We start from the raw sequence: 24,592 nt of genomic DNA on the forward strand, positions 1-24,592 counted from the left end.
GCGACGGCTCAGGCAACGCCGCCGGCCAGCTCGTAGCCCGCCTCGTCGACGGCGGATCGGACCGACTCCACCGGCAGCGGGTCGGCGCTGGTGACGGTGGCGGTGCCGGTGGACAGGTCCACCCGGACCTCCTCGACGCCGGGCAGGGTGGACAGCTCCGCGGTGACCGCCCGCACACAGTGCTCGCAGGTCATCCCGGTGACGGCGTACGTCTGCGTGACGGGTCGCTGCTCGGTCATGGCCCCACGGTACCGCCGGCCGGGGTGTCGGCCCGCGCACGGTCGGTGACGGTGGTGACGCTCGCATTCCGGGCCGGCCGGGAACTTTTCCTCCGCCCCGGACGACCGCGGTTGGCGACCCGGGCGGGTCAGCCGGCCACGGCGAGGGCGAGGGGCAGGACGTCGGGGGCGCCGGCCCGGCGCAGCAGCCGGGCCACCATGGTCGCCGTCCAGCCCGAGTCGACCAGGTCGTCGACGAGCAGCACCGGCCCGTCCAGCCCGGCGAGGACGGCGGCCAGCTCGTCGGGGACGGTGAAGGCGTCGTGCAGGGCGCGTACCCGCTGGGCGCTGTTGCCGCGCGGTCCGCCGGCCCCGGCCGGACCGCTCGGGACCACCCGGCCGAGCAGCGGCAGCCGGCCCACGGTGGCGATCCGCTCGGCGAGCGAGTCGACCAGCGCGGGGCGCGTGCGGGAGCCCACCGCGACCACGCCGACCGGGCGGCGCGGCCACGGGTCGTCGCCGTGCGCCCAGGCCTTCAGCACCTCGACCACGGCCGCGGCCACGTCGTCCGGGACCGGGCCGTCCGCCGCCTCCGGCCCGACCAGGCCACGCAGCCGCCCACCCCAGCCCAGGTCGGAGAGCCGTCCCACGGCCCGCCCGGGCAGCGCCTGCTCGGTCGGGGGGATCCGGCCCTTCAGGGGTACGCCCACCGCCTCCAGACCGGTCGGCCAGAGCTTCTTGGGCGCGATCTCCACGCCGGGGCGGCCGAGGAAGGTCTGCGCGGCGCTGAGCGCGGCGTCGGAGACCTCGGCGGCGAAGAGCGGGTCGGCGCAGCGGTCGCACCGGCCGCAGTCGCCCGCCCCGGCGTCGTCCAGGCACTCGCGCAGGTAGCGCATCCGGCAGCCGGGCGTGGTCACGTACTCCCGCATGGCCTGCTGCTCGGCGGTGCGCGCCTGGGCGACGCGGCGCAACCGGGCCTCGTCGTAGACCCACGGCTCGCCGGTGGCGAGCCAGCCGCCGCGGACCCGGCGCACCGCGCCGTCCACGTCGAGCACCTTCAGCATCAGCTCAAGCCGGGCCCGGCGCAGGTCGACGACCGGCTCGAGGGCCTGGGTGGAGATCGGCCGGTCGGTGTGCAGCGCGGCGAGCACCGCGCGGACCTGCTCCTCCGCCGGGAAGGCCAGGGAGGCGAAGTACCGCCAGATGGCTGCGTCCTCGACGCCGGGCAGGAGCAGCACCTCGGCGTGCTCCACGGCCCGGCCGGCGCGGCCGACCTGCTGGTAGTAGGCGATCGGCGAGGGCGGCGCGCCGAGGTGCACCACGAAGCCGAGGTCGGGCTTGTCGAAGCCCATGCCCAGCGCGCTGGTGGCGACCAGCGCCTTGATCTCGTTGTCGAGCAGGTCCTGCTCGGCGGCCCGGCGGTCGGCGTCCTCGGCCTGGCCGGTGTAGGAGGCCACCGACCAGCCCCGGGCCCGCAGGAACTCCGCGGTCTCCCCGGCCGCCGCGACGGTCAGCGTGTAGATGATCCCCGAGCCGGGGAGCCGGTCCAGGTGGTCGGCGAGCCAGGCCAGCCGGTGCGCCGGGCTCGGCAGGTCGAGTACGCCCAGCCGCAGCGACTCCCGGTCCAGCGTGCCGCGCAGCACCAGAGCGTCACCCAGCTGCTCGGCGACGTCGGCGGTGACCCGCTCGTTGGCGGTGGCGGTGGTGGCCAGCACCGGGGTGCGCTCGGGCAGGTTGCCGAGGAAGGTACGCAACCGGCGGTAGTCCGGCCGGAAGTCGTGCCCCCAGTCGGAGACGCAGTGCGCCTCGTCCACCACCAGCAGGCCGGTGGTGGCGGCCAGCTTCGGCAGCACGGTGTCCCGGAAGTCCGGGTTGTTGAGCCGTTCCGGGCTGATCAGCAGCACGTCCACCGCGCCGGCGTGGATCTCGCCGGTGATCTCGTCCCACTCGTCGAGGTTGGCTGAGTTGATGGTGCGGGCCCGGATGCCGGCGCGCGCCGCCGACTCCACCTGGTTGCGCATCAACGCCAGCAGCGGCGAGACGATCACGGTCGGGCCGGCGGCGTCGGGGCGCTCCCGCAGCAGCGCGGTGGCGACGAAGTAGACCGCCGACTTGCCCCACCCGGTGCGCTGCACGCAGAGCACCCGGCGCCGGTCCACCACCAGCGCCTCGATCGCCCGCCACTGGTCCTCCCGCAGCCGGGCGTGCTCGCCGGCCAGCCGGCGCAGCACCGCCTCGGCCCGCTCCCGTACCGCCGCCCGATCCTGGCTCATCCGGCATTTCTACCAGCGCCCCCGGCCCACCACCCCTCCCCCGCCCGCGCCCACTCCCGGTGATCAAGAGGTTTGCGTCACGATCCGGGCCCGGACTGGCGCAAACCTCTTGATCAACTCTGCTGGGGCGGGGTGGTGGACCGGGTGGCGTGCGGGAGCGGGGGGAGGAAGACGAGGAGGTCGCGGAGGGAGTCGGTGAGCAGCGGCGGGAGAAGGCAGCGGGCGGCGAGATCCTCCATCGAGCCGAACGGGCCGCGGAGCCACCGGTCCATCGCCACCTGCCGGGCCTGCGCGGCGGCCATCCCGGGCAGCCGGGCGATCACCCGCTCCTCCACCGCGTTGATGTCCACCAGGCCCCCGTCGTCGAAGGTACGGGGCAGGTCGGGCCGGCCGATGTGCAGCTCCTGCCGGGCCGCCGGGTAGTGGTACAGCAGGTAACGGGCCTGCTCACGGCGGATCCGGCGGTCGTCGGCCGCCGGCCCGGACACTCCCCCGCCCCGACCCCGGACCGCAGACCAGACCACGCCGTTGAGCAGGATCGTGTGCAGGACGCCGAGCATCCAGCCGACCAGCCAGGCCACGATCAAGAAGCCCTCGGCGTCGGTCACATCGTCCGGGTCGCCGCTGCCGAGCACGATGATGAACGTGGCGGCGAGCGACAGGTAGCCGACGGCGGCGACCCCGTTGCGCCAGCTCCGCCGCCAGCCGGCGTACACGAGCACCACCAGCCAGGTGAGCAGGCCGAAGGAGAGCATCGCGGTCAGCGCGCCGACGATCGTGGCGCTGACGCTGAGCCAGCGCGGCACCGGCTGGGGCCGGGGACGGGTGGGCGGCTGCTCGTACCGCGGTGGCGGGAGGAACGGGGCGGGCGGGCCGGCCGGCCCGGGGAGGGCGACCGGCGAGCCGACCGGCCCGGGCGGGAAGCCGACGCTCGGCGCGGACCCGAAACCGGTGGCCGGCGGGGGTACGGGCGCGAAGCCCGCCGAGGGTACGGGCGGGAAGCCGGTGCCGAACGGCGGCGCGAACCCGGCCGGCGAGGTCGGGGTGCCGGACGTCGGCGCGGGAGCGAGCGGGTCGGGCGCGGGCGCGGGCGCGGGCGCGGGCGGATCGGGCGTGCCCGCGGGGACGAGCGGGTCGGGCCGCTGCCCGGCTGCCGGCTTCGACCCGTCCGGCCGCTCCTCGGCCGCGACCGCCTCCGCCGGCTCGGTCGGGGTCGCCTTCAGCAGGGTCGGGTCGGCGCGGAGGATGCGGCGGTGCAGCTCCCGGAGCACCTCGCCCGGCTCGATGCCGTACTCCTCGCGGAGCAGGGCGGCGAACTCGCGATACGCGGCGAGCGCCTCCGCCTGCCGGCCGCTGCGGTGCAGCGCCAGCATCAACTGGTACCGCAGCCGTTCCCGGACCGGGAACTCGGCGACCAGCTCGACCAGTTCGCCGACCAGCTCGCGGTGCCGCCCGCTCTCCAGCTCCAGGTCGGCGCGGGTCTCCAGGGCGACGGCCCGCAGCTCCACCAGCCGGTGCCGGGCGGCCTCGAAGACCGGCCCGGCGAACCCGGTGAACGGCTCGCCCTGCCAGAGCTTCAGGGCCGCCGTCAGCTCGGCCAGCGCCTCGGCCGTACGCCCCGCCGCGTGCCGCTGCCGGGCCCGCTGGACGCCGCGCTCGAAGCGGACCGCGTCCACCGCCTCCGGCGGGATCCGGAGGAGGTACCCGGCGTCGGTCAGGCTGAGCACCTGCCCGGGCGTCCGCGGGGAGCGGTCCGGCTCCAGCACCCGGCGCAGCCCGGCGACGTACTTCTGCACCACGTTGGGCCCGTTCGCGGGCGGCTCCTCCGGCCAGACCGCGTCGACGATCTGCCCGGTGGGGACCGGACGGCCGGCGGAGAGCAGCAGCACGGCCAGCACGGCCCGCTGCTTGCCCGGGCCGAGGTCGAGTTCCCGGTCGGCGTACCAGGCCAGCTGAGGCCCGAGGACCTCGAAACGCAGCGTTCCTGACATGCGAGTATTCCGCTCCTGACACCCCCATGGTCGCCGGACGGCAGTGCCCGGCAGCCGGACGGCAGCATATCGGCAGCCAAACCGCCGTGCCGGCCCGCAGCATCGTCCTCGGCAGAAGCCACGCAGCGAGAAAGAGAAGTGCGATGACACAGGCAACGGGCAGCGCCGGCACCATCCGACGGGCGGTCGGCACGGTCGCCGCCATGCTGGCCGCGACCACCCTGCTCGGGGGTTGCGGGCCGAAGAGCGAACCAGCCGCCGCGCCGCCGGCCAGCCCCACCGCCACGCCCAAGGAGGCCCTCCTCGACGCCGTCCCGGACGGTACGGAAGGCGTCTTCCGGTTCACCGGCAAGGACGCGTCCAGCAACCTCACCGGACGGATCGACCCGGAGTCGAAGGCATTCGAGATGAACACCGTGATGGCCCCGGACAAGGACGGCATCACGATGAAGATGTCGTTCCTGGTCATCGAGGACAAGATCTGGATGAAGGCGAAGTTCAGCGGCCACCCGGGCCTGCCGAAGTTCCCGAACAAGTGGATGGTGCTGGACAAGTCGAAGCTGACCGACGGCGACAGCGTGCCGACCTTCGACGGCGCCGACCAGGGCAACGCCGGCCCGCTGATCGAGGCGGCGACCTCCGTCGAGGAGCAGGGCCCCGGGAAGTACGTCGGGTTCATCGACGTGACCAGCGGTGAGGCGGCGAAGGCGCTGGAGGACGGTGAGGCGGCGGCGCTCGGCGAGGCCGGCAAGCACGTGCCGTTCACCGCGCTGGTCGGGCCGGACGAGCACCTCGCCTCGCTGGTGCTGGAGATCCCCGCGGGCGGCGAGCGGAAGGCGTACCAGTACGTCGTCACGTACGCCGACTACGGCAGCACGCCGAAGATCACCGTGCCGACCGGCAGCGCGGCGACGAAGGCGCCGGCGATGGCGTACGAGATGTTGAACGGCTGACCCACGACGCAGGGGGCGGCGGCCACACGGGGGGCCGCCGCCCTTTCGTCGTCAGCGGGGGGGGGGGGCGGCCTCAGCGGCCGAGGACCGAGCCGCCGTTGACGCCGAGCACCTGGCCGGTCACGTAGCCCGCTTCGGGGCTGACCAGGTAGCGGACCGCCGCCGCGATGTCGTCGGGCTGGCCGGCGCGGCCGACCAGGGTGGCCGCGACGCGGGCGGCGTGCCCCTCCGGGGTCATCCGGTCGCCGAAGAACTCGGTCTCCGCGACGTAGCCGGGGCTGACCACGTTGACCGTGATCTGCTCCTTGCCGAGGTGGGTGGCGAGGTCGTACGCCCAGCCGTGCAGCGCCGCCTTCGCCGCCGAGTACGCCCCGCCGCCGCCGCGCTGCGCGGCGATCGAGCTGAGCAGCACCACCCGGCCGCCGGGGCGGCGCAGAACCGGGCGCAGCGCCTCGGTGAGCAGCACCGCGGTGAGCACGTTGGCGTCCAGGTTGGCCCGCCAGTGCGCCGCGGTCCCGGCCAGCGTGCCGGTGTCCCCACCGAGGTAACCCCCGGCGTTGTTCACCACCGCGTCGACGGTCCGCTCACCGACCGCCTCGACCACCAGGTCGACCTGCCCCGGATCGGTCAGATCGGCGGCCACCGCGCGCACCGCGCCCGGCCGCCCACCCTCGGCACCGATCCGCTCCGCAGCCGCGTCGAGCACCCCCGCCCGCCGCCCCACGATCAGCACGTCGAACCCGTCATCAACGAGCCCCCGCGCCACGGCCGCCCCGATCCCGGTCCCACCCCCACTGACCACCGCGAACCGCTCCATCGCTACCGCCTCCCCAGCGCTCAGACCCCGTCGATCATGAAGCTATCGCCGGCGACCACGGCGTGTCGCGACAATAACTTCATGATCAACAGGGTCAGGGGGCGGGGCGGGGTCAGGGGCGGCGGTGGAGGGCGGTGAGGAGGGGGTGGAGGCGGGACTTGAGGCTGGTCAGGCCGCCGGGGAAGAAGTAGACGGCCAGGATGAAGACGGTGCCGAGGACGAAGAGGGGCTGGGAGAGGGGGTGGCTGAGGAACGCCGGGAGGTTGTTCACGGCCTCGCTGGTGCCGAAGGCGGTGAGGCGGTGGTCCAGGTACATGTAGAGGACGCCGCCCAGCACCGGGCCCCAGCGGGTGCCGGGGCCGCCGAGCACCACCATGATCAGCAGCGACAGGGTCAGCTCGGAGGAGGTGACGTGCGGGGAGGCGCCGCCGACGATCAGGCAGTAGACCACTCCCCCGGCCGCGGCCAGGCTGCCGGCCAGGGTGAACGCGACCAGCTTGAACCGGTACGGGTCCAGCCCGAGCACCCCGATCCGCCGCTCGTCGTCGCGCAGCCCGGCCAGCACCCGGCCGGTCGGTGAGCCGCTCACCCGGTGCACCACGAAGACCACCAGCGCCAGGTACGCCAGCGCAAGCCAGTAGAGGTTGACCGTGTTCGCCACCCCGACCAGGGCCGGCGGCAGCCCGGAGACGTCCAGCGGCAGCCCCTCCTCGCCGCCGGTCCAACCGCCGAAGTCGCGCGCCACCAGGATCGCCCCGACCTGGGCGAAGGCGAGTGTGACCATGGCGAAGGCGATCCCGACGGTACGCAGCGCCACCGCGCCGAGCAGCGCCGCGAGGGTGGCCGCGCCGGTGACGGTGAGCAGCGCCGCCTGCCACAGCGGCAGCCCGGCCCGGGTGACCAGGATGTCGGTGCCGTACACCCCGGCGGCGAAGTAGAGCGCGTGCCCGAACGAGAGCATCCCGGTTCGGCCGAAGAGCAGGTCGTAGCCGGCCGCGAGCCCGCCGAAGACCAGGCAGATGGCGAGCACCTGCAGGGTGCCCGGCGAGTTCAGCGGCCCCTCGAAGATCCCCGGCAGGTTCATCGTCGAGTACGGCACGATCGCCGCCACCATCAGCGCCACGAGCGGCAGGTACGGCCGCATCCCGTGCCAGCGGGCGTGCCCGGGGCTCAGCTCGTCGGGCACCGCCGCGGGCGGCGCCGGAACCTCGGGACTCTTGACCTCGGTCATGCCGTTGCCACCTTTCCGGCGAGGCCCTGCGGCCGCAGCAACAGCACCACGGCGAGCAGCGCCACCACGCAGATGTCGCCGGCGCCCGACAGGTTCTCGTGATACTGCACGGCGTAGTAGTTGACGAACTGTTGCAGCAGCGCCACCGCGACCGCCGCGTACGCGGACCCGACGACCGAGCCCATCCCGCCGATCACCACCACGATGAACGCGAAGATCAGCAGCGAGCCGCCCTGCCCGGGCGAGACGGTGCCGTAGAACGTGCTGCCCAGCGCGCCGGCCAGCGCGGCGGCGGCCCCGCCGATGGCGAAGACCAGGGTGAACGCCTTGCGCACGTCGATGCCGAGCGCGGTGACCATCTCCCGGTTCTCCACCCCGGCCCGGATCACCAGGCCGTAGCGGGTCCACCGGAGGAAGGCCAGCAGCGCGCCGAGCACCAGCACCGAGGCGACGATCAGCAGCAGCATGGCGTTGGGCACCTTCGCGCCCAGGATCGAGGTCACCTGCCGGGTCCACGCCGGACGCGGGAACGGCCGCGGGTCGGCGCCCCAGGTGGCCTGGAGCAGCGCCACCCCGGCCAGCGACAGGCCGACGGTGACCAGCACCTGTTCGATGGTGCGGGAGTAGAGCGGCCGGATCAGCACCAGCTCGACCAGCACCGCGACCAGCGCCCCGGCGAGCACGCCGAAGGCGACCGCCACCACGAAGCCGAACCCGTCGGAGCCGGCGCCGGGCAGGTTGCCGGCCGCCCACCACGTCGCGTACGCCCCGACGCCGAGGAAGAGGCCGTGCGCGAAGTTGAGCACGTCGGCGAGGCCGAAGACGAGGGAGAGCCCGGAGGCGACCAGGAAGTAGAGCGCCGCCAGCCCCAGCCCGGTCAGCGTCAGCAGGACCACGTCGCTCACGCGTGCACCTCCCCGGAGCCCACCCCGAGCAGCGACTTGGTCAGCGCCGTCTCCAGGAGCAGTTCCTGGGCGTTGCCGGTCCAGGCCACCTTGCCGGCGGAGAGCACCACGGCGTCCTTCGCCAGCCGGCGGACCACGGCCAGGTTCTGCTCGACCAGCAGCACCGGCACCGACTCCGCCACCCGTTCCAGCACCTCGGCCACCTCGGTCACAACCTTCGGCGCCAACCCCTTGGTCGGCTCGTCGACCAGCAGCAGCCGGTTGTCGTTGAGCAGGACGCGGCCGATCGCGAGCATCTGCTGCTGCCCGCCGGAGAGGGAGCCGGCCCGTTGCCGTCCACGCCGGTCCAGCTCCGGGAAGAGCGCGAAGACCTTGTCGTACGCCGGGGTGGTGCCCCGCCGTTCGGCGAGCCGCAGGTTCTCCGCGACGGTGAGGCCGGCGAAGACGCAGCGGTCCTCGGGCACGTAGCCGAGCCCGCCGCGGACCAGCCGGTGGGTGGGGCGGGCGAGCAGGCTCTGCGCGCCCATCCGGATGGTGCCGCGGACCTCGCCGTTGCGGGGCGTCAGCCCGACGATCGCGCGCAGCGTGGTGGTCTTGCCGACGCCGTTGCGGCCGAGCAGCACGGTCACCCCGGTCGGCGCGACGGTGAACGACACCCCCTGGAGGATGTGCAGCCCGGCGATCCGCACCGACAGGTCCTCGACCGCGAGGACCGGTTCCACACTCATAGCGATTCCCCCAGGTAGGCCTCCTGGACGGTGGCGTTGGCCATCACCGTGTCCGGGGTGTCGCAGGCCAGCAGCGCGCCGTGGTGCATCACGGCGATCCGGTCGGCCAGCTCCAGGATCACGTCCATGTGGTGCTCCACCATCAGCACGGACCGGCCACTGTCGCCGGTCAGCGACTTGATCACCTCGACCAGCTCGGGCACGTCCTCGGCGCTGACCCCGGCCATCGGCTCGTCCAGCAGCATCACCCGGGGCTCCCCGGCGAGCAGCAGGGCGATCTCCAGCTTGCGCTTCTCGCCGTGGGCCAGGGTGCCGGCGAGCGCCGTACCCCGGTGGTGGAGGCCGACCCGGTCGAGCGCCGCGTCGGCGGCGGCGGCGACCTCCCGGTCGGCCGCCGCCAGCCGCCACAGCTTCATCGAGCCACCCTGGTGCGCCTGTACGGCCAGCCGGACGTTCTCCCGCACGGTGAGCGAGCCGAAGACCGAGGACGCCTGGAAGGTACGCCCCAGGCCGAGCCGGGCCCGCCGGTGCGGCGGGAGGGCGGTGATGTCCTCGGAGTCCAGCAGGATCCGCCCCTCGGTGGGCCGGCGCAGGCCGGTGATCAGGTTGAACAGCGAGGTCTTGCCGGCGCCGTTCGGCCCGATCACGCCGAGGAACTCCCCGGGCGCGAGGTCGAGGTAGACGGAGTCGACGATGGCGACCTCGCCGATCCGCCAGGTCAGACCGCGGGTGGCGAGCACGTTCAGCCCTTCATCTGGGTGACCGGCGGGGCGGTCTCGTCACCGGTCAGGCTCTTCTGCGCGGCCGCGGTGAAGGTGGTGCCGCTACCGGAGAGCTTGGCCTGGTACATCGGCTGGAGCAGCGCGTGGTCCTCGGCGCGGATGGTCATCGGGCCCTTGATGCCGTCGAACTGCCAGCCTTCGAGCGCCTTGATCATCTTGTCGACGTCGTCGCCGCCCTCGGACGCGGCGCGGACGACCATCTGGGCGGCGGCGAAGCCGTCCGGGTGGAACAGGTCGAGCGTCCCGCCGGGAATCTTCGCCTTGGCGGCCTTGGCGGCCTCGGTGTCGCTGGCCCCGTCGAAGTAGTGCGACAGGAAGGAGATCTTGCCGCCGGCGGCGCCGAAGGTGGGCCAGGAGGCGCGGATGTCCAGGCCGGTGACGACCGTGGTGGAGGCGAGCACGCCCTGCTGGTCGAGGGTCTGCCACATGGCCGGGGCGGTGGTGCCGGCCCAGGCCACGAAGAGCAGGTCCGGCTTGGCGGCCTTGATCTGGCTGGCGAACGGGGTGAACTCGGTGGCGCTGGCCGGGGCCCGGACGCTGCTGACGGTGGCGCCGGCCCCGCCGATGACCTTCTTGACCGCGGCCTCGTTGGCGTCGCCGAACGCGCCGTCCTGGGCGAAGACGACGACCTTCTTGCCGGTCGCGTCGCCGATGAACGACTTGGCGGTCACCACGTCCTGGTACGACTGCCGCCCGGACCGGAAGGTGTACTTGTTCGCGCCGGTCACCGCGTCGGTGGCGGCCGGGCCGGAGATGAAGAGGACCTTGTTCTGCGCGGCGATCGGGGCGACCTGGAGGGCGACGCCGGACGCGGTGGAACCGGCGATGATCTTCGAGCCCTTGCCGATCAGGTCCTTGGCCGCGGAGACCGCCTTCGCCGGGTCACCGGCGTCGTCGGCCTCGGTGAGCTCGATCTTCCGGTCACCGACCTTGCCGGTGCCCTTGGTGGCGTAGTCGAGGCCGGCCTTGAACCCCTCGATGTACTGCTTTCCGTAGCTGGCCAGCGGCCCCGACTGGGAATACACCAGACCAACCTTGACCGGTGCGGCGCTGTCGCCGCCGCCGGAGGCGGTGTCCTGCGGGCTGCCACAGGCCGTGGCGGCGAGCGCCGCGGCCATCATCGTGGCGGCGGAGAGGAACACCCGTCGCGTGTGCCGGACCGTCATTGCGACTCCAGGTGAGGACAGGGGGAACTCATTTGTCGGCTCACGCTAGAAGTGACGTCACCCACGGGCTATGTGGCCGAAACACACAAGTAACCGTAGTGGGGTGGCCGGCCGTAACAACAGCCTGCCACCACCGGTGATGACGTCCATGGGTGGTGGTCGCAGCCGCCACCACCCGCGACGGCGGTGTGTCGCACCCCGCCACCGCCGCGCCGGCAAACCGGACCTTCGGCTACCGCTGCCGGCGAGGCCCGCACTCGCCGTCATGGTCCGCCGGGAGCGGACAGCGCCGACGGCCGTCGAGCAACCGGTCACAGAAGACTCTATGACGGACGTGCTGGGCGTCCTCCTCGGAGACGGTCGTCTCGGCCCGGTCCACATCGGAAAGGACGGCGAGCGCCCGACAGATGCCCCGGGCGAAGCGTCGGGCCCCGTCGAGGTCGGTGGCGAGCACCGGCAGGTGGACGACGAACCGCTCCCGGCCCATCAGCGCCTCCCGGGGGTGAACCTGGACTGCCAGCTTCGCAACGCCCGCTTGATCCGGACGTTCTCCTCCGCGGTACGGGCCAGCTCACGGCGGACGATCGCCAGGTCGCCGGCCACCCGGTAGAGGAAGGCGTGCACCTCGGCCGGGTCGAGGCCGTGCCGCACGGTGCGGAAGTGCCGGTCGCGGATCTGCCCGACGCTCAGCGGCCGACAGGACTCCGACCGGTACCAGCCGCCGTTCGGCGGCCGACTCGACGCCGGCCGCCGACGCGCCGGCCGGAACAGGTTCAGCACGTTGCGCATGACCACCTTCCTCCCGCAGTCGCCCTGGAAGGCGGCCCGGTCCGCGGAAAGGGGACGCGGACCGAGCCGCCGGCCCCGCGCCCGCAGCCCTCATCGGCGGTACGACCCCGGAGCCAACCTGGTTGTCCGATCACCGGGGCTTGCCGAACCAACCGGAGCCGGACAGACAGAGGCTACACAAAATGCTTGTGTAGGTCGACCCCAGAGTCACGACGCGGCAACTTGTTGCAGTTACTGGTGTAGGCCCGGCATGATCGGAGACGCCGAACCAACCGGAGTCCTCACCATGCCCACAGCCGAAGCCCCATACCGCCAGATCGCCAACGACCTCACCGCAAAGATCAAAAGCGGTGAACTCAAGCCTGGGGACAAGTTGCCCTCCACGAGGGAGCTCGCCGAGGCATACAAGGTCCACATGAACACGGCCTCACGCGCGCTCTCCCTGCTGCACGACCGTGAGCTGATCACCGGTCAGCCCGGTCGCGGCACCTACGTCGCCGAGCGCCCCGCGCGATGAAGGCAACGGACGCTACGAACCTGATGACGTAGACGGATCATCCGCCCGACGGGACCCCACATCGTCGGCTGAGTCATTGACGTCATCAGCTTCGTAGGGCGCCACGACACCACCCACGGCCAGGCCGGGCTGGGGCGGGAGTCGGATCCGTTACGCCGACGTGGGGGTGTCCGGGAGAACCGGATACCCCCACGTCGGCGAGATGGCGTGGATCGAGCGGGCCCTAGCGGGCCCGGTGGGCGGTCGTCAGAGGCCGGCGCGGGCCGCCACGGCGGTGTCCGGCTGGTCGGCGAAGGCGCCGTCCAGGCCGAGACCGAAGAAGAGCTCGTACTCGGCGGTGATGTCGCCGCGGGCGTTCGGGTCGGCCCCGATCCGGAAGTCCACCGGCAGGAACTGGTTCTCCGCCCGGAACGTCCAGGCGTGCACGACCAGCTTCTCCCGGTGCGCGTCCTGGATCAGCGTGGTCGGGGCGAGCAGCCGACCGGCCGCGTCCCGGGGGACGATCAGGTTCTTGTTCACGCCGACCCCGTCGGCGTACCCGGCGATCCAGGCCAGGCCGGCCGGCGTGGCCAGGTCGGCGTAGGTGCGGGCGTCACCGGCGGCGGTGAAGTCGTACGGGCGGCCGGCGGCGTCCATCAGCTGCACCAGTCGGACGTCGATCATGCCGTCGAGCTTGCGCAGGTTGGCGGTCTCGAAGGACTGGATGAAGACCGGGTCCTGCCGGTGGGTCAGCTTGTTCGCCTTCAGCACCGCGACCAGCGGTTCCTCCAGCGCCAGTCCGATCGAGGCGAAGTAGCTGGGGTGCTTGGTCTCCGGGTACACGCCGATGGTTCGGCCCCGGGCCTTCGACTCGGCCCGGGCCAGGTCGATGACCTCCTGGAAGGTCGGCACCTCGAACTTCCCGTCGAACGCGGTGTTGGCCACCCGGACCTGCGGCAGCCGCTCCTTGGCGCGCAGCGTCTTCAGCTCGGCCAGGGTGAAGTCCTCGGTGAACCAGCCGGTCACCGGGACGCCGTCGATGGTCCTGGTGGCCTTGCGGGCGGCGAACTCGGGGTGGGCCGCCACGTCGGTCGTACCCGAGATCTCGTTCTCGTGCCGGGCGACCAGCACGCCGTCCTTCGTCGAGACCAGGTCCGGCTCGATGAAGTCGGCGCCCATCCGGATCGCCAGCCGGTAGGACTCCAGGGTGTGCTCCGGGCGGTAGCCGCTCGCACCACGGTGGCCGATCACGATGGGCCGCTGGGTGGCGCGGGACCGCTCGGTGCCGGGCTCCCGATCGGCCTGGGCGGCCACGGCCGGCACCACCACGGCCGCCGCGAGCAGCGCGCCGGCCACGCCGAGGGCGGAAAGGGTAGGTCGCATCGCCGTCTCCTGTCGTCGAGGGATGCGCCCAGCAGACCGGTTTCGGTTGACCAGCAGTTGGTCGGTTCCTGACCTGTCGGTGAATCTCCGGACGGAAGATTGCGTGGTGCGTCGGCTGCTCCGTCACCCCGTGCGCCTGGTGCCGTTCGGGTTCCTGGCGGTGATCCTGCTCGGCACCGGCTCGCTGATGCTGCCCTGGGCCACCAGCGAGCAGCACTACACCCCGTTCGTCACCGCGCTCTTCACCGCCACCTCGGCTGTCTCGGTCACCGGCATGGCCGTCAACGACACCCCGAACTACTGGAACGGCTTCGGACTGGCGATGATCACCGTGCTCACCCAGGTCGGCGGCCTGGGCATCCTGACCGGTGCGGCGCTGGTGATCCTGGTGGTGTCCCGACAGCTCGGCCTGCGCAACCGGCTGCTGGTGCAGGCGGAGACCACCGAGTTCGGCATCGGCGACGTACGCCGGCTGCTGATGGGGATCGCGGCGACCGTGTTCGTCACCGAGGCGGTGATGACGGCGCTCATCACCTGCCGGCTCTGGCTGGTCTACGACTACCCGCCCTGGTCGGCGCTCTGGTCCGCCGTCTTCCATTCGATCCAGGCGTTCAACAACGGCGGGTTCACCCTCTACTCCGACGGGCTGCTCGCGTTCTCCCGGGACCCGTGGGTGGCGCTGCCGCTGGGCCTTGGCGCGATCATCGGCGGGCTCGGCTTCCCGGCCCTCTTCGAGGCCCTCCGCGAATGGCGGCGACCGGGCCGATGGGCGGTCGCCACCAAGCTGACGGTGTGGGGCAGCCTGGCGCTGATCACACTCGGCTTCGGCTACTTGTTGCTCGCCGAGTGGAGCAACCCGGCCACCATCGGCACGTACGACCTCCCGGGGAAGGTGTTGGCCACGTTCACCCAGATCGCGCTGAGCCGGACCGGCGGCTTCGACGTGATCAACGTCGACCAGCTCGCCGAGGCGAGCTACCCGCTGCTGATCATCCTGATGTTCATCGGCGGCGGCAGCGCCAGCACCGCCGGCGGCATCAAGGTCTCCACGTTCTTCCTACTGGCCTTCGTCATCTGGGCGGAGCTGCGCGGCGAGCCGGACGTGGCGGTCGGTCGCCGGCGGGTCGCCCAAGCCAGTCAGCGGCAGGCGCTCACGGTCGCCCTGATCAGCGTCGCCCTCGTCGTGGTCGGCACGGTGCTCCTGCTCCTGATCACCGTGGGGGTGCGCTACTACCAGGCGCTCTTCGAGGTGACGTCGGCCTTCAGCACCACCGGCCTGTCCGTCGGGGTCAGTCAGCACCTGCCGGACACGGGGCAGTACGTCCTCACCGCGCTCATGTACATCGGCCGGGTCGGCCCGCTCACCCTCGGGTCCGCGATCGCGTTGAACACCCGGCGACGCCTGTACCGCTATCCGGAGGAGCAACCCATTGTCGGCTAGGAAGACGAACGAGAGCGGCGTCGTGGTGATCGGCCTGGGCCGGTTCGGCTCGCACCTGGCCGACTCGCTCACCAACCTGGACCACGAGGTGCTCGCCGTCGACCGCAATCAGGAGCGGGTGCAGCACTGGTCGGACCGGCTGGACCGGGTGGTGCAGGCGGACGCCACCGAGGAGGACGTGCTGCGGCAGCTCGGGGTGGCGGACTTCCGCCGGGTGGTGGTCGCGCTCGGCGCGTCGGTGGAGGCCAGCGTGCTCACCGTGCTTGCCCTGACCGAGCTGGGCGTCCCGCAGATCTGGGCCCGGGCCAACTCGGAGAAGCACGCGAAGATCCTCCGGTCGGTGGGCGCGAACCACGTGGTCTTCCCCGAGGCGGAGACCGGCGAGCGGGTGGCGCACCTGATCGTCAGCAAGATGCTCGACTTCATCGAGTTCGGCGACGACTTCGCCATCGCCAAGGTACGCGTTCCGGAGGGGATGGTCGACCGGCCGCTGCGCGAGCTGGCCCCGGCGGACCGGTACGGCGTGCGGGTGGTCGGCGCCAAACTGCCCGGCGAACGCCTGCACTACGCCGAGCCGGACACGGTGCTGGAGAAGGACAGCGTGCTCATCGTGGAGGGCAGCATCGCGCAGGTGCAGCGCTTCGCCGCGCTGTCCTGAGCGCCACCCGAAACGTCATCTCCCCTTGCCCTTGCCGCCGTCCTTGCCCTTGCCGGAGTTCTCGGACTTCGCCCGCTCACCCCCGCCCGAGCGGCCCGACGAGTGCGAGCCGCTCTTCGCGGTGGTCTTCGCGGGCGCCTTGGTCGTCGGCGCGGTCGTCGGCATCGACCCGGCCACCCCGGAGACCTGCACGCCGCAGGTGCTCTCGCCGACCTTGAACTGCACCGGCAGCGGGTTGCTCCCGGTGTACGAGCCGCTCAGCGCGACCTTCTTCGACGCCCCCGGCGCCAGCGCGGCGTCGGCGGCGGGCGGCTGGAGCAGCACCGTCCGCCCCTGCTGCCGCACCGCCGGCTGGGCCTGGGTCACCGTCTGCCGGCCGGGGAAGGTGAAGCTCATGATCCAGTCCCGCAGCTCCCGGCCGCCGGTGTTGGTCAGGGTCAGCTCGGCGGCGAAGTCCCGGCCGGAGTCCCGGCGCAGCACGTAGTCGACCTCGCACGGGGCCGGCTGGGGCAGCCCCATCCGCGCCTCGGTGGGCTCCATGCCCCCGCTGGCCGACGTCCGCGAGGTCATCCCCCACATGGCGGCGGTGACCGCGACCAGCCCCACCGCCGCCACCCCGGCCTCGACCCTGCGCCGGCGGGCCGCCGCCCGGCGGGTCCGGGTCCGCACGGCTGAGAAGGGCAGCGCGTCGGTCGCCGTCGACCAGGGCAGGATCGTGGTCCCGGCGTTCTCCAGCAGCGCCGGGTCGAACTGGCCCAACGCCGGGGAGACCGGCACGATCGCCGCGATGCCGGCCGCCTCGGCGAGCGTACGGGCGACGTCGGCGGTCGTCGGGCGGTCCGCCGGACGCTTCGCCAGGCAGCGCCGGACCAGCTCCTCGACCTCATCGGGCAGCCCGACCACCGGGGGCATCGGGTCCGGGTCGTTGTACATGTGCGCCTGGAGCATCTGGGTGGTGGTGCTGGCCTGCCAGGGCAGCCGGCCGGTCAGCATCCGGTACAGCAGCAGGCCGACCGCGTAGACGTCGGTGGCCGGGGAGACCTGGCCCTTGTCGAGCCGCTCCGGGGCGAGGTAGGCGGGGGTGCCGAGCAGGGCGCCGTCCGGGCCCTGCTCGCTCTCCCCGACCAGCGCCGAGATGCCGAAGTCGACGACCTTCACCCCGGTCGGGGTGAGCATGACGTTGCCGGGGGTGACGTCGCGGTGCACCACGCCCCGGGCGTGCGCGGTGGCCAGCGCAGAGGCGACCTCCGCGCCGATGGTCACCGCCTCGCGCCAGGGCAGCTGCCCGCCGCGGCCGAGCCGGCTGCTCAGCGGGCCACCGTCGACCAGCTCCATCACGACGTACGGCACGGTCAGCCCGGCCTGCTCGGACTCGCCGTAGTCGTACACGTTGGTGATGTTGGGGTGGCAGAGCCGCGCGGCGGCCTGCGCCTCGATGCGGATCCGGTGCCGGAAGGCCTTGTCGCTGGCCAGCCGGGACGCGAGCACCTTGACCGCGACCTGGCGGCCGAGCACCTCGTCGTATCCGCGCCACACCACCGACATGCCGCCCGCACCTAGCTGCTCGATCAGCCGGTACCGCTCACCCAGCAGTTGCTCGCCGCTCCTGACCGCTCCACCCATGGTCAGTCCTGTTGCCCGGGGTGATCCCACCTACACCTGAAGAGTCGGAATCGGTCAGGAAAGTCACCCGATCAGGCGGTAGCGAGCAGTTGGTCCACCGGGGCGTAGTCGTCGGTCAGCACCAGCGCGTCCCCGACGTAGGCGGTCAACTCGTCGTCGTGCAGCAGGCTCGCCTGCTCGGGCAGGGTGCGCAGCCCGAGCTGGATCCGGGTCAGCGGCAGCGGCGCGTCCGAGCCGACGATCAGGAAGTTCGAGCCGTACCGGCCGGCGACCGCGCCCGGCGGGGCGACCAGCGCGACGTGCCGGAACTCGGCGGCCACGGTGGCCAGCTCGGCGCGGATGAACCGGTCCGGCGGGAGGTCGATGACGTTCTGCACATAGATCCCGCCCGGCCGGAGCACGCGGCGGATCTCGGCGGCCATCTCCCGGGTCGCCAGGTGCCAGGGCACCACCAGGTGGCCGAAGGCGTCACCGACGATCAGGTCCCGGCTGTCGGTCGGCTCGGCGTCGAGCAGCACCCGGGCGTCACCGACCGCCGCGCGCAGCTCCGGGCCGGTGCGCACACCCAGCTTGCGCCGGTCCAGCTCGAGCAGGCCGCCGTCGATCTCGAACACCAGGTTGGCGGTGCCCGGCCGGGTCGCGGTCAGGTAGCGCGGCATGGTGAAGCCACCGCCGCCCAGGTGCAGGGCGTCCAGCCGCTGCCCCTTCGGCGCCGCCGCGTCGGCCACCAGGCCCATCCACTGCGTGTACGCGTACTTCAGGTGCGTCGGATCGGCCAGGTCCACGTACGAGTGCTCGGCGGAGTTGAGGTAGAGCGTCCGCCCCTGCGTCCACTGCGGGTCCACCTCGACCCTCGCGCAGTGGTACGCGGTCTCCACGTCGCACGGGTTCGGGGCGACCGTGGCGAGGCCGGCGCCGGCCAGGCCGAGCACCGCCAGGGCGGCCTTCGCCCGGGCCGGACCGGGCAGCCCGGTCCCCGCCTGCCGCCGCAGGTACGCCCCGAGCGCCAGCCCGGTGGCCCCGAGCAGCGCCGCCAGCGCCAGCACGATCACCGTGCTGGGCAGCGCCGCCACCAGTACGAAGCCGGTGCCCATGGTGGCGGTGATCCCGCCCAGCGTGCCGATGCCGGAGAGCCGCCCGACCACCTGCCCGGTGCGGCGCAGGTCGGCGAGCTGAAGCTTGACCACCAGCGGGGTCACCCCGGCGAGCAGCGCCGCCGGCAGCAGCACCGCCAGTGCGGTGAGCAGCAGCACGGCGCTCGCCGCGCCGCCGCGCAACGCCTCACCGGCGTACCGGACGACGGGGAGGGTGATCGCGGTGGCGATGCCGGCCAGCACCAGGGCCGGGGCCAGCAGGGTACGCGGGTCCCGCCGGTCGGCCAGGAACCCGCCCATCCACGCCCCGTACGCGATGGCGCCCAGCGCCATGCCGATCACCGAGCTGGTCACCTGGAGGGTGATCCCCACGTACGGGCCGACCAGGCGGAGCGAGACGGTCTCCAGGACCAGCACGGCCCCGCTGGAGAGGAACACCAGGAAGGCGGCGAGCCCGTTCGGCAGGGCCCGGGGCGGCGTCGGCGCGGTCGGCGCGGACTCCACCGCGACGTCGGACGATGAGCTGCTCACCGTCGCGATGCTACGCAGCCTTCCCGGAGACCGGGTCAGTACATCGAAAGATGAACATGGTTTGTGTGGTCGGCGGCGGGACTGCCGCCCCCGCTGTACGACCGCCAGCCGGTGTTCGGCATCCAGATCTGCCGATACCAGATCACGTACATCACGCCGAGCCGGCTCGCGTTGTTCTTGAAGTAGTTGGCCAGGCTGTCCCCGTACGCCTTGTCCCCACCGGTCGCCGAGACGTCCTCGAAGCCGCCGGTGGCGGCGGAGAAGTCGCAGGCGCGGCCCTTCGGGTGCTCGCCGTCGCCGCCGCTGCGGAAGCAGGAGACGTACCGCTTGTAGCCGGCCGCCTGGGCCTGCTGGAGCGCGTGCAGGGTGCGCGGGGTGATGCAGCCGGAGGTGGTCGGGTCGTTGACGGAGCAGGACTCCGACGGCCAGGAGCCGTCCGGGTTGCGCGGGGCCGGCTTGGCGGAGGTCGAGCCGCCGCTGAACCCGGAGCTGCTACCCGAGCTCACCTTGGCCAGCGCGATCTCGGCGTCCCGCTTCTTCTTCGCCAGCACCGCGAGCTGCTTCTGCTGCTCGCGCACCTCGATGTCGATCGCCGCCTTGGCCTTGGCGGCCGCGGCCCTGGCCTCGGTGAACGCGCGCAGCCGCTTGCTGTCCCGCTGGGCCATCACGTCCAGCTCGGCGGCCCGCTTGAGGAACGCGTTCGGGTCGGAGCTGGCGAGCAGCATCGACACCGGGGTCAGCCGACCCAGCCGGTACGACTGCGCGGCCACCTCGCCGACCTGCGAGTTGAGCTCGACCAGGCGCAGCTCGACCTGCTTGAGCTGCCCGGTCAGCGCCACCTGTCGGCGCTTCGAGTTGTCGAGCCGGGCCTTCGCCTCGATGTGACCCCGCGCGGCAGCGTCGAGCGCCGCGCGGAGCTGCTTGCTGCCGCCCTCGTCGGGGGCGCCCGGGGTCGGCGCGGCCGCGGCGACCCCGGCCGGGGCCAGGCCGGCGCCGAGCAGCAGCGCCGTCGCGGCGAGCAGGGCGAGCAACGGCCGGCGGACGCGCCGCCGGATGAGCCTGGTCCTGGGCACGAAAGCGTCCTTCCATCGACCGCCGGCCCCCCGGTTGACCCACTGCGCGGCGGCGGCTCCACCGGCGCCGGGCGGCGGCCTGCTGGCGGAGACCGCCGGTCACGATACCGGACCGGGGCGGGCGCGCCAGGCCCCCGACCTCGGACGACGCAGATCATCGACGGAGTGTGCCGACGCCGTCGCGGAGCGCCGCTCAGCCGTCGAGCAGCGCGGCCCGAACCTCGGCCCACACCTCTTCGCTCACCGCCACCAGCAGGCCCCGGCCGTCGTCGGCCGGGTCGTACTCCGCGCCGTCGAAGCGGCGGGCCACCCCGCCGGCCGCCCGGACCAGCAGGGTGCCCGGCGCGTGGTCCCACGGCAGGGTCCGCCAGAAGAGCACGAACTGCTGCTCCCCGGTGAGCATGTCGAGGTACTCCCGGCCGGCGCAGTGCTGACCGGGGAGCAGCTCGCCGATCCGCCGGCCACCCGCCTCGGCGGTCCGCCGGGCGTCGGGCGGCAGGAACCGGGTCATCGCGGTGCCGCGCAGCGCGCCGACCGCCGGCACCGCGCCGGTCGTCCGCACCGGCAGCCCGTCCAGGTACGCGCCCTCCCCGGCCCGGGCGGTGGCGAGGTTGCCGGCCAGCGGGTCGTACACCCAGGAGGCGACCTGCTCGCCGTCGGTCAGCAGCGCCACCATCAGCGCGAACGGCCGCCGGCCGGCAGCGAAGTTGGAGGTGCCGTCGACCGGGTCGACCAGCCAGACGTCACCGGCGCCGCGCAGGTGCCGCAGCAGCCCCGGGTCGTCCGCGACGGCCTCCTCGCCGACCACCATCGAGCCGGGGCGCAGCCGTCGCAGCCCGGCGGAGATCAGCTCCTCGGCCCGCCGGTCGGCGACGGTGACCACCTCGCCGGGGGCCTTCTCGGCGATGTCGGCGTCGTCGAGCCGGCGGAACAGCGGCACCACGACCTTCGCCGCGGCCTCCCGCAGCAGTTCGCCGACGTCGTCGAGCAGCGGGTCAGCCACGCGGCGGCAGCTTGACCACGCTGACGAAGAACTCGTCGATCTGGCGGACCACCGAGATGAAGCGCTCGAAGTCCACCGGCTTGGTCACGTAGGCGTTGGCGTGCAGCTGGTAGCTGCTCAGGATGTCCTCGTCGGCCTGCGAGGTGGTGAGCACCACGACCGGGATCCGGCAGAGCTGCTCGTCCTTCTTGATCTCCGCGAGCACCTCCCGGCCGTCCCGGCGGGGCAGGTTGAGGTCGAGCAGGATCAGGTCGGGAGTCGGCGCGTCCGCGTACTGGCCCTCGCGCCGCAGGTAGGCCAGGGCCTCGGCGCCGTCGGAGACGACGGTCAGCCGGTTGCGGAGCTTGTGCTCCTCGAACGCCTCCTGGGTCATCAGCACGTCGCCCGGGTCGTCCTCGACCAGCAGGACCTCGATCGGGCTCTTGCCGTCTGCCGGCACGGTCATCCCACCGTCTCCCTCATGCCACCCGTTGTACCGTGTCCGGCCGTCCCGTCGGGCGCGTCTTCGCGCTCCGACCCGCCCGGCTGCCGACCGACCGGCGCGTCCCCGGCGGCGTCGGCGCCGTCACCGGTCACCGTCTCGTCCCCGGTCGACTCCGCGTCGACCGCCGTCCCGTCCGCCGCGTCCGCCGCGGTCACCGCCTTCGCCGCCTCGACGTCCTCGGGGAGGGCGGGGAGGGTGAAGCGGATCGCCGTGCCCTCCTCGGTGCCGGTGTCCACCCAGACCCGGCCGCCGTGGTATTCCGCGATCTTCTTGACGATGGCCAGGCCGATGCCGGTGCCCGGGTACGCGTCCTTGGCGTGCAGCCGCTGGAAGATCATGAAGATCTTGTCGGCGAACTCCGGCTCGATCCCGATGCCGTTGTCCTGGCAGGTGATCTCCCACTCGTCGTCGACCAGCCGGGCCGAGACGTGCACCTTCGGCGGCACGTCCGGGCGGCGGAACTTGATCGAGTTGCTGACGAGGTTGGCCAGCAGGTTGGTCAGCAGCGGCTCCTCGCCGCGGATCACCGGCAACTCGCCCCAGGTCAGCTCGGCGCCGGCGTACTGCCGGGCGGCCTCTGTCTGGCCGGCCACGTCGCCCATCACCTTGTTCAGGTCGACCTCGGTGAAACCGGTGGTGAGGCGGCCGATCCGGGAGAACGCCAGCAGGTCGTTGATCAGGCGCTGCATCCGCTGCGCGCCGTCGACCGCGAAGGCGATGTACTGGTCGGCCCGCTCGTCGAGCTGGCCGGCGTAGCGGCGCTGGAGGAGCTGGCAGAAGCTCGCCACCTTGCGCAGCGGCTCCTGGAGGTCGTGCGAGGCGACGTACGCGAACTGCTCCAGGTCACGGTTGGACCGGGTGAGCTCCTCGGCCTGCTTCTGGAGCTGGCTGTTGACCCACTCGATGCGCTCCCGGGCTTCGCGCACCTCGGCCAGCTCGCGGGCGATCTTCTGCCGCATCCCGTCGATGTCGTCGGCGAGCCGGCGGAACTCCGGCGGCCCGGCACCGGTGATGTGGTGCTCGTAGTCGCCCGCGGCGACCTCCCGCACCTGGCCCACCAGCCCGGCCAGCGGCCGGATCAGGATCCGGTCCAGGGAGAGCACCATGACCACGCCCGCCACCGCCACCACCAGGGCCGCGATGATCAGCAGGACGACCAGCACGTTGCCGGTCCGGGTGACCTTGTCGGCGGTCTGCTGCCGGACGATCAGGATCTCGTCCTGGAGCTGGCCCACCGCGGCGCGGATTCCGTCGAACTGCTGCCGGGTCTGGTCGGTGATCAGCGCCTGCCCGGCGGCCGGGCCGCTGCGCTCGGTCGTGGTGATCACCGGCTCGGCCACGCCCGACCGCCACCGCGCCGCCTGCTCCTCGACGACCCGCAGCTCGCGCAGCACGCCCGGATAGTCGGCGGCCAGCTTCTCCATCGCGGTGACGGTGGCCCGCTCCCGCTGCTGACCCGCCTCGTACGGGGCCAGGTCCTTGCGGTCGCCGTTCACCGCGTACCCGCGGACGGCGGTCTCCTGGTCGAGCAGCGCGCTCAGCAGCTCCTGGCCCTGCACCCGGAGGGGGCCGGTCCTGACCAGGACGGCGTCGATGTTCTGCCGGTTCTTCGCGGCGACCACCGCCTCGGCGGCGGCCAGCCCGAGCAGCAGCACCAGGACCACCGTGAGCAGCGCGACCACCCGGCGGCGCAGCGTCCAGCCCTGCTGGTACGAGTTCACCGGCCACCGCCGCGGGTGACCAGCAGCATGGCCACGTCGTCGGCGAGCGGGCCACCGTTGAGCTGCTCGGCGCGGCCGACCAGCCAGGCCGGCAGCTCGGCCAGGGGCACCGCCCGGTTGGCCGGTTCGGCGAGCAGTTCGGTCAGCCCCGGCACGTCCAGCCGGTCGTCACCGCTGTCCACCCGACCCTCGATCAGGCCGTCGGTGTACATCAGCAGGGACCAGTCATCGGTGTCGAACTCCAGATCGAACGCAACGGGCCGGCGTGGTCGTACGCCGAGCAGCAGACCATTCTTGGCCGGCACCGGCGCGACCTTACCCCCGCTGAGCAGCAGCGGCGGCGGATGACCGGCGAGTCGTACGGTGGCCCGGTTGGCGGCCAGGTCGAGCCGGACGGTCGCCACCGTGGCGAAGATCTCCTGGAGCCGGCGCTCGCTCATCAGCACCTGCTCCAGGGCGGGCAGCACCTCGTCGTCCGGCACCCCGGCAAGGACCAGGGCCCGCCAGGCCACCCGCAGCTCGACGCCGAGGGCCGCCTCGTCCACGCCGTGCCCGCAGACGTCGCCGACGATCAGGCCGATCCGGTCCGGCCGGGTCTGCACCACGTCGTAGAAGTCGCCGCCGATCAGGGCGGCGTGCCGGCCGGGGCGGTAGAACGTGTGCACCGACACCTGGTCGGTGGTCATCAGCGGCTGGGGCAGCAGGCCCCGCTCCAGGCGGGCGGACTCGGCCTGGCGCAGCTCCACCTCGCGGAGCCGGCGGGCGTTCTCGTCGGCCCGCTTGCGTTCCACGGCGTAGCGCAGCGCCCGGGTCAGCAGGACCCCGTCGACCTGCCCCTTCACCAGGTAGTCCTGGGCGCCCTCGGCCACCGCGACGATGCCCAGGTGCTCGTCGGAGCGGCCGGTCAGCACACAGACCGCGGCGCCGGTGGACATCTCCAGCACCTGGCGCAGCCCGTCCAGCCCCTGCGCGTCGGGCAGTCCGAGGTCGAGCAGGACGCAGTCGACGCCCATCACCCGCTGCCGGGCCTCGCTCAGGCTCGTGGCGGTCAGCAGGTCGATCATCGAGTTGGTCTCGGCGAGCAGCTCGCTGACCAGGAAGGCGTCGCCCTCGTCGTCCTCGACCAGCAGAACCCGCAGCCGCTCACCGGGCGGCAGGTTGGCGTGCCGCGCCAGGCCGCCGTGCGGGTACGGCACGACGGAGGAGCCGGCCATGCCGACTCCCCGATGCGG

23 protein-coding genes are annotated in these 24,592 nt (G+C 72.9%); 4 read left to right on the forward strand and 19 right to left on the reverse strand.

Annotated elements, in window-relative coordinates:
- Window positions 1-8: 8 nt before the first annotated feature.
- The 3 genes from ACTWO6_RS29895 to ACTWO6_RS29905 form a co-directional block, all read right to left on the reverse strand.
- Window positions 9-239: a heavy-metal-associated domain-containing protein gene (locus ACTWO6_RS29895; RefSeq protein WP_446217017.1), complete on the reverse strand. Its 231-nt coding sequence runs from the start codon at window positions 237-239 to the stop codon at window positions 9-11.
- Window positions 240-367: 128 nt separating this feature from the next.
- Window positions 368-2,491 carry a DEAD/DEAH box helicase gene (locus ACTWO6_RS29900; protein WP_446217018.1) on the reverse strand — a complete coding sequence of 708 codons (2,124 nt, stop codon included), beginning with the start codon at window positions 2,489-2,491 and terminating at the stop codon, window positions 368-370.
- Between the two features lie 113 nt (window positions 2,492-2,604).
- On the reverse strand, window positions 2,605-4,482 hold the full coding sequence (locus tag ACTWO6_RS29905) for a BTAD domain-containing putative transcriptional regulator (RefSeq protein WP_446217019.1): 1,878 nt from the start codon (window positions 4,480-4,482) through the stop codon (window positions 2,605-2,607).
- Between the two features lie 143 nt (window positions 4,483-4,625).
- Between ACTWO6_RS29905 and ACTWO6_RS29910 the strand changes: the two genes are divergently transcribed.
- Window positions 4,626-5,435: a hypothetical protein gene (locus ACTWO6_RS29910; RefSeq protein WP_446217020.1), complete on the forward strand. Its 810-nt coding sequence runs from the start codon at window positions 4,626-4,628 to the stop codon at window positions 5,433-5,435.
- Between the two features lie 73 nt (window positions 5,436-5,508).
- Here ACTWO6_RS29910 and ACTWO6_RS29915 read toward each other — a convergent pair whose 3' ends face one another.
- The 8 genes from ACTWO6_RS29915 to ACTWO6_RS29950 all read right to left on the reverse strand — a co-directional run bounded on the left by ACTWO6_RS29915 (window position 5,509) and on the right by ACTWO6_RS29950 (window position 11,853).
- Window positions 5,509-6,252 carry an SDR family NAD(P)-dependent oxidoreductase gene (locus ACTWO6_RS29915; RefSeq protein ID WP_446217021.1) on the reverse strand — a complete coding sequence of 248 codons (744 nt, stop codon included), beginning with the start codon at window positions 6,250-6,252 and terminating at the stop codon, window positions 5,509-5,511.
- 112 nt (window positions 6,253-6,364) lie between these two features.
- A complete protein-coding gene (locus ACTWO6_RS29920; protein WP_446217022.1) occupies window positions 6,365-7,483 on the reverse strand; it encodes a branched-chain amino acid ABC transporter permease in 1,119 nt (372 codons plus the stop codon).
- Window positions 7,480-8,388, reverse strand: coding sequence for a branched-chain amino acid ABC transporter permease (locus ACTWO6_RS29925; RefSeq protein ID WP_446217023.1), 909 nt, complete (start codon window positions 8,386-8,388; stop codon window positions 7,480-7,482). The genes ACTWO6_RS29920 and ACTWO6_RS29925 overlap by 4 nt, the downstream gene beginning before the upstream one ends.
- Entirely contained in the window at window positions 8,385-9,116 is a 732-nt protein-coding gene (locus ACTWO6_RS29930) for an ABC transporter ATP-binding protein (protein ID WP_446217024.1), read from the reverse strand. Before ACTWO6_RS29930 ends, ACTWO6_RS29925 begins: the two co-directional genes overlap by 4 nt.
- Window positions 9,113-9,856, reverse strand: coding sequence for an ABC transporter ATP-binding protein (locus ACTWO6_RS29935; protein ID WP_446217025.1), 744 nt, complete (start codon window positions 9,854-9,856; stop codon window positions 9,113-9,115). The genes ACTWO6_RS29930 and ACTWO6_RS29935 overlap by 4 nt, the downstream gene beginning before the upstream one ends.
- A gap of 2 nt (window positions 9,857-9,858) precedes the next feature.
- Entirely contained in the window at window positions 9,859-11,064 is a 1,206-nt protein-coding gene (locus tag ACTWO6_RS29940) for a substrate-binding domain-containing protein (protein WP_446217026.1), read from the reverse strand.
- A 232-nt stretch (window positions 11,065-11,296) separates the two neighbouring features.
- Window positions 11,297-11,551, reverse strand: coding sequence for a hypothetical protein (locus ACTWO6_RS29945; protein WP_089012400.1), 255 nt, complete (start codon window positions 11,549-11,551; stop codon window positions 11,297-11,299).
- Window positions 11,551-11,853, reverse strand: coding sequence for a DivIVA domain-containing protein (locus ACTWO6_RS29950; RefSeq protein WP_446217027.1), 303 nt, complete (start codon window positions 11,851-11,853; stop codon window positions 11,551-11,553). The genes ACTWO6_RS29945 and ACTWO6_RS29950 overlap by 1 nt, the downstream gene beginning before the upstream one ends.
- A gap of 286 nt (window positions 11,854-12,139) precedes the next feature.
- Between ACTWO6_RS29950 and ACTWO6_RS29955 the strand changes: the two genes are divergently transcribed.
- The gene (locus ACTWO6_RS29955; protein ID WP_446220818.1) at window positions 12,140-12,370 is read left to right on the forward strand and encodes a GntR family transcriptional regulator; all 231 of its coding nucleotides are present in this window, start codon (window positions 12,140-12,142) and stop codon (window positions 12,368-12,370) included.
- 246 nt (window positions 12,371-12,616) lie between these two features.
- Here the strand turns inward: ACTWO6_RS29955 and ACTWO6_RS29960 are convergent, their stop codons facing one another.
- Complete coding sequence (locus ACTWO6_RS29960) at window positions 12,617-13,732, reverse strand: glycerophosphodiester phosphodiesterase (protein ID WP_446217028.1); 1,116 nt, start codon at window positions 13,730-13,732, stop codon at window positions 12,617-12,619.
- A gap of 106 nt (window positions 13,733-13,838) precedes the next feature.
- On the opposite strand from ACTWO6_RS29960, the gene ACTWO6_RS29965 reads away from it, so the two are divergent.
- Window positions 13,839-15,173 (forward strand): TrkH family potassium uptake protein, encoded by a 1,335-nt coding sequence (locus tag ACTWO6_RS29965; protein WP_446217029.1) that lies wholly within the window; start codon window positions 13,839-13,841, stop codon window positions 15,171-15,173.
- Window positions 15,163-15,831: a potassium channel family protein gene (locus tag ACTWO6_RS29970; protein ID WP_446217030.1), complete on the forward strand. Its 669-nt coding sequence runs from the start codon at window positions 15,163-15,165 to the stop codon at window positions 15,829-15,831. The genes ACTWO6_RS29965 and ACTWO6_RS29970 overlap by 11 nt, the downstream gene beginning before the upstream one ends.
- Before the next feature lie 15 nt (window positions 15,832-15,846).
- Here the strand turns inward: ACTWO6_RS29970 and ACTWO6_RS29975 are convergent, their stop codons facing one another.
- The 7 genes from ACTWO6_RS29975 to ACTWO6_RS30005 all read right to left on the reverse strand — a co-directional run bounded on the left by ACTWO6_RS29975 (window position 15,847) and on the right by ACTWO6_RS30005 (window position 24,574).
- The gene (locus tag ACTWO6_RS29975) at window positions 15,847-17,454 is read right to left on the reverse strand and encodes a protein kinase domain-containing protein (protein ID WP_446217031.1); all 1,608 of its coding nucleotides are present in this window, start codon (window positions 17,452-17,454) and stop codon (window positions 15,847-15,849) included.
- Between the two features lie 71 nt (window positions 17,455-17,525).
- Complete coding sequence (locus ACTWO6_RS29980) at window positions 17,526-19,079, reverse strand: fused MFS/spermidine synthase (RefSeq protein WP_446217032.1); 1,554 nt, start codon at window positions 19,077-19,079, stop codon at window positions 17,526-17,528.
- 35 nt (window positions 19,080-19,114) lie between these two features.
- Complete coding sequence (locus tag ACTWO6_RS29985; protein ID WP_446220819.1) at window positions 19,115-20,080, reverse strand: coiled-coil domain-containing protein; 966 nt, start codon at window positions 20,078-20,080, stop codon at window positions 19,115-19,117.
- A gap of 265 nt (window positions 20,081-20,345) precedes the next feature.
- Window positions 20,346-21,155 (reverse strand): inositol monophosphatase family protein, encoded by an 810-nt coding sequence (locus ACTWO6_RS29990; protein WP_446217033.1) that lies wholly within the window; start codon window positions 21,153-21,155, stop codon window positions 20,346-20,348.
- Entirely contained in the window at window positions 21,148-21,600 is a 453-nt protein-coding gene (locus ACTWO6_RS29995; protein ID WP_446217034.1) for a response regulator, read from the reverse strand. Before ACTWO6_RS29995 ends, ACTWO6_RS29990 begins: the two co-directional genes overlap by 8 nt.
- The gene (locus tag ACTWO6_RS30000) at window positions 21,597-23,360 is read right to left on the reverse strand and encodes a sensor histidine kinase (RefSeq protein ID WP_446217035.1); all 1,764 of its coding nucleotides are present in this window, start codon (window positions 23,358-23,360) and stop codon (window positions 21,597-21,599) included. The genes ACTWO6_RS29995 and ACTWO6_RS30000 overlap by 4 nt, the downstream gene beginning before the upstream one ends.
- On the reverse strand, window positions 23,357-24,574 hold the full coding sequence (locus ACTWO6_RS30005) for a PP2C family protein-serine/threonine phosphatase (protein WP_446217036.1): 1,218 nt from the start codon (window positions 24,572-24,574) through the stop codon (window positions 23,357-23,359). The genes ACTWO6_RS30000 and ACTWO6_RS30005 overlap by 4 nt, the downstream gene beginning before the upstream one ends.
- Window positions 24,575-24,592 lie beyond the last annotated feature (18 nt).

Source organism: Micromonospora sp. IBHARD004 (assembly GCF_052814115.1).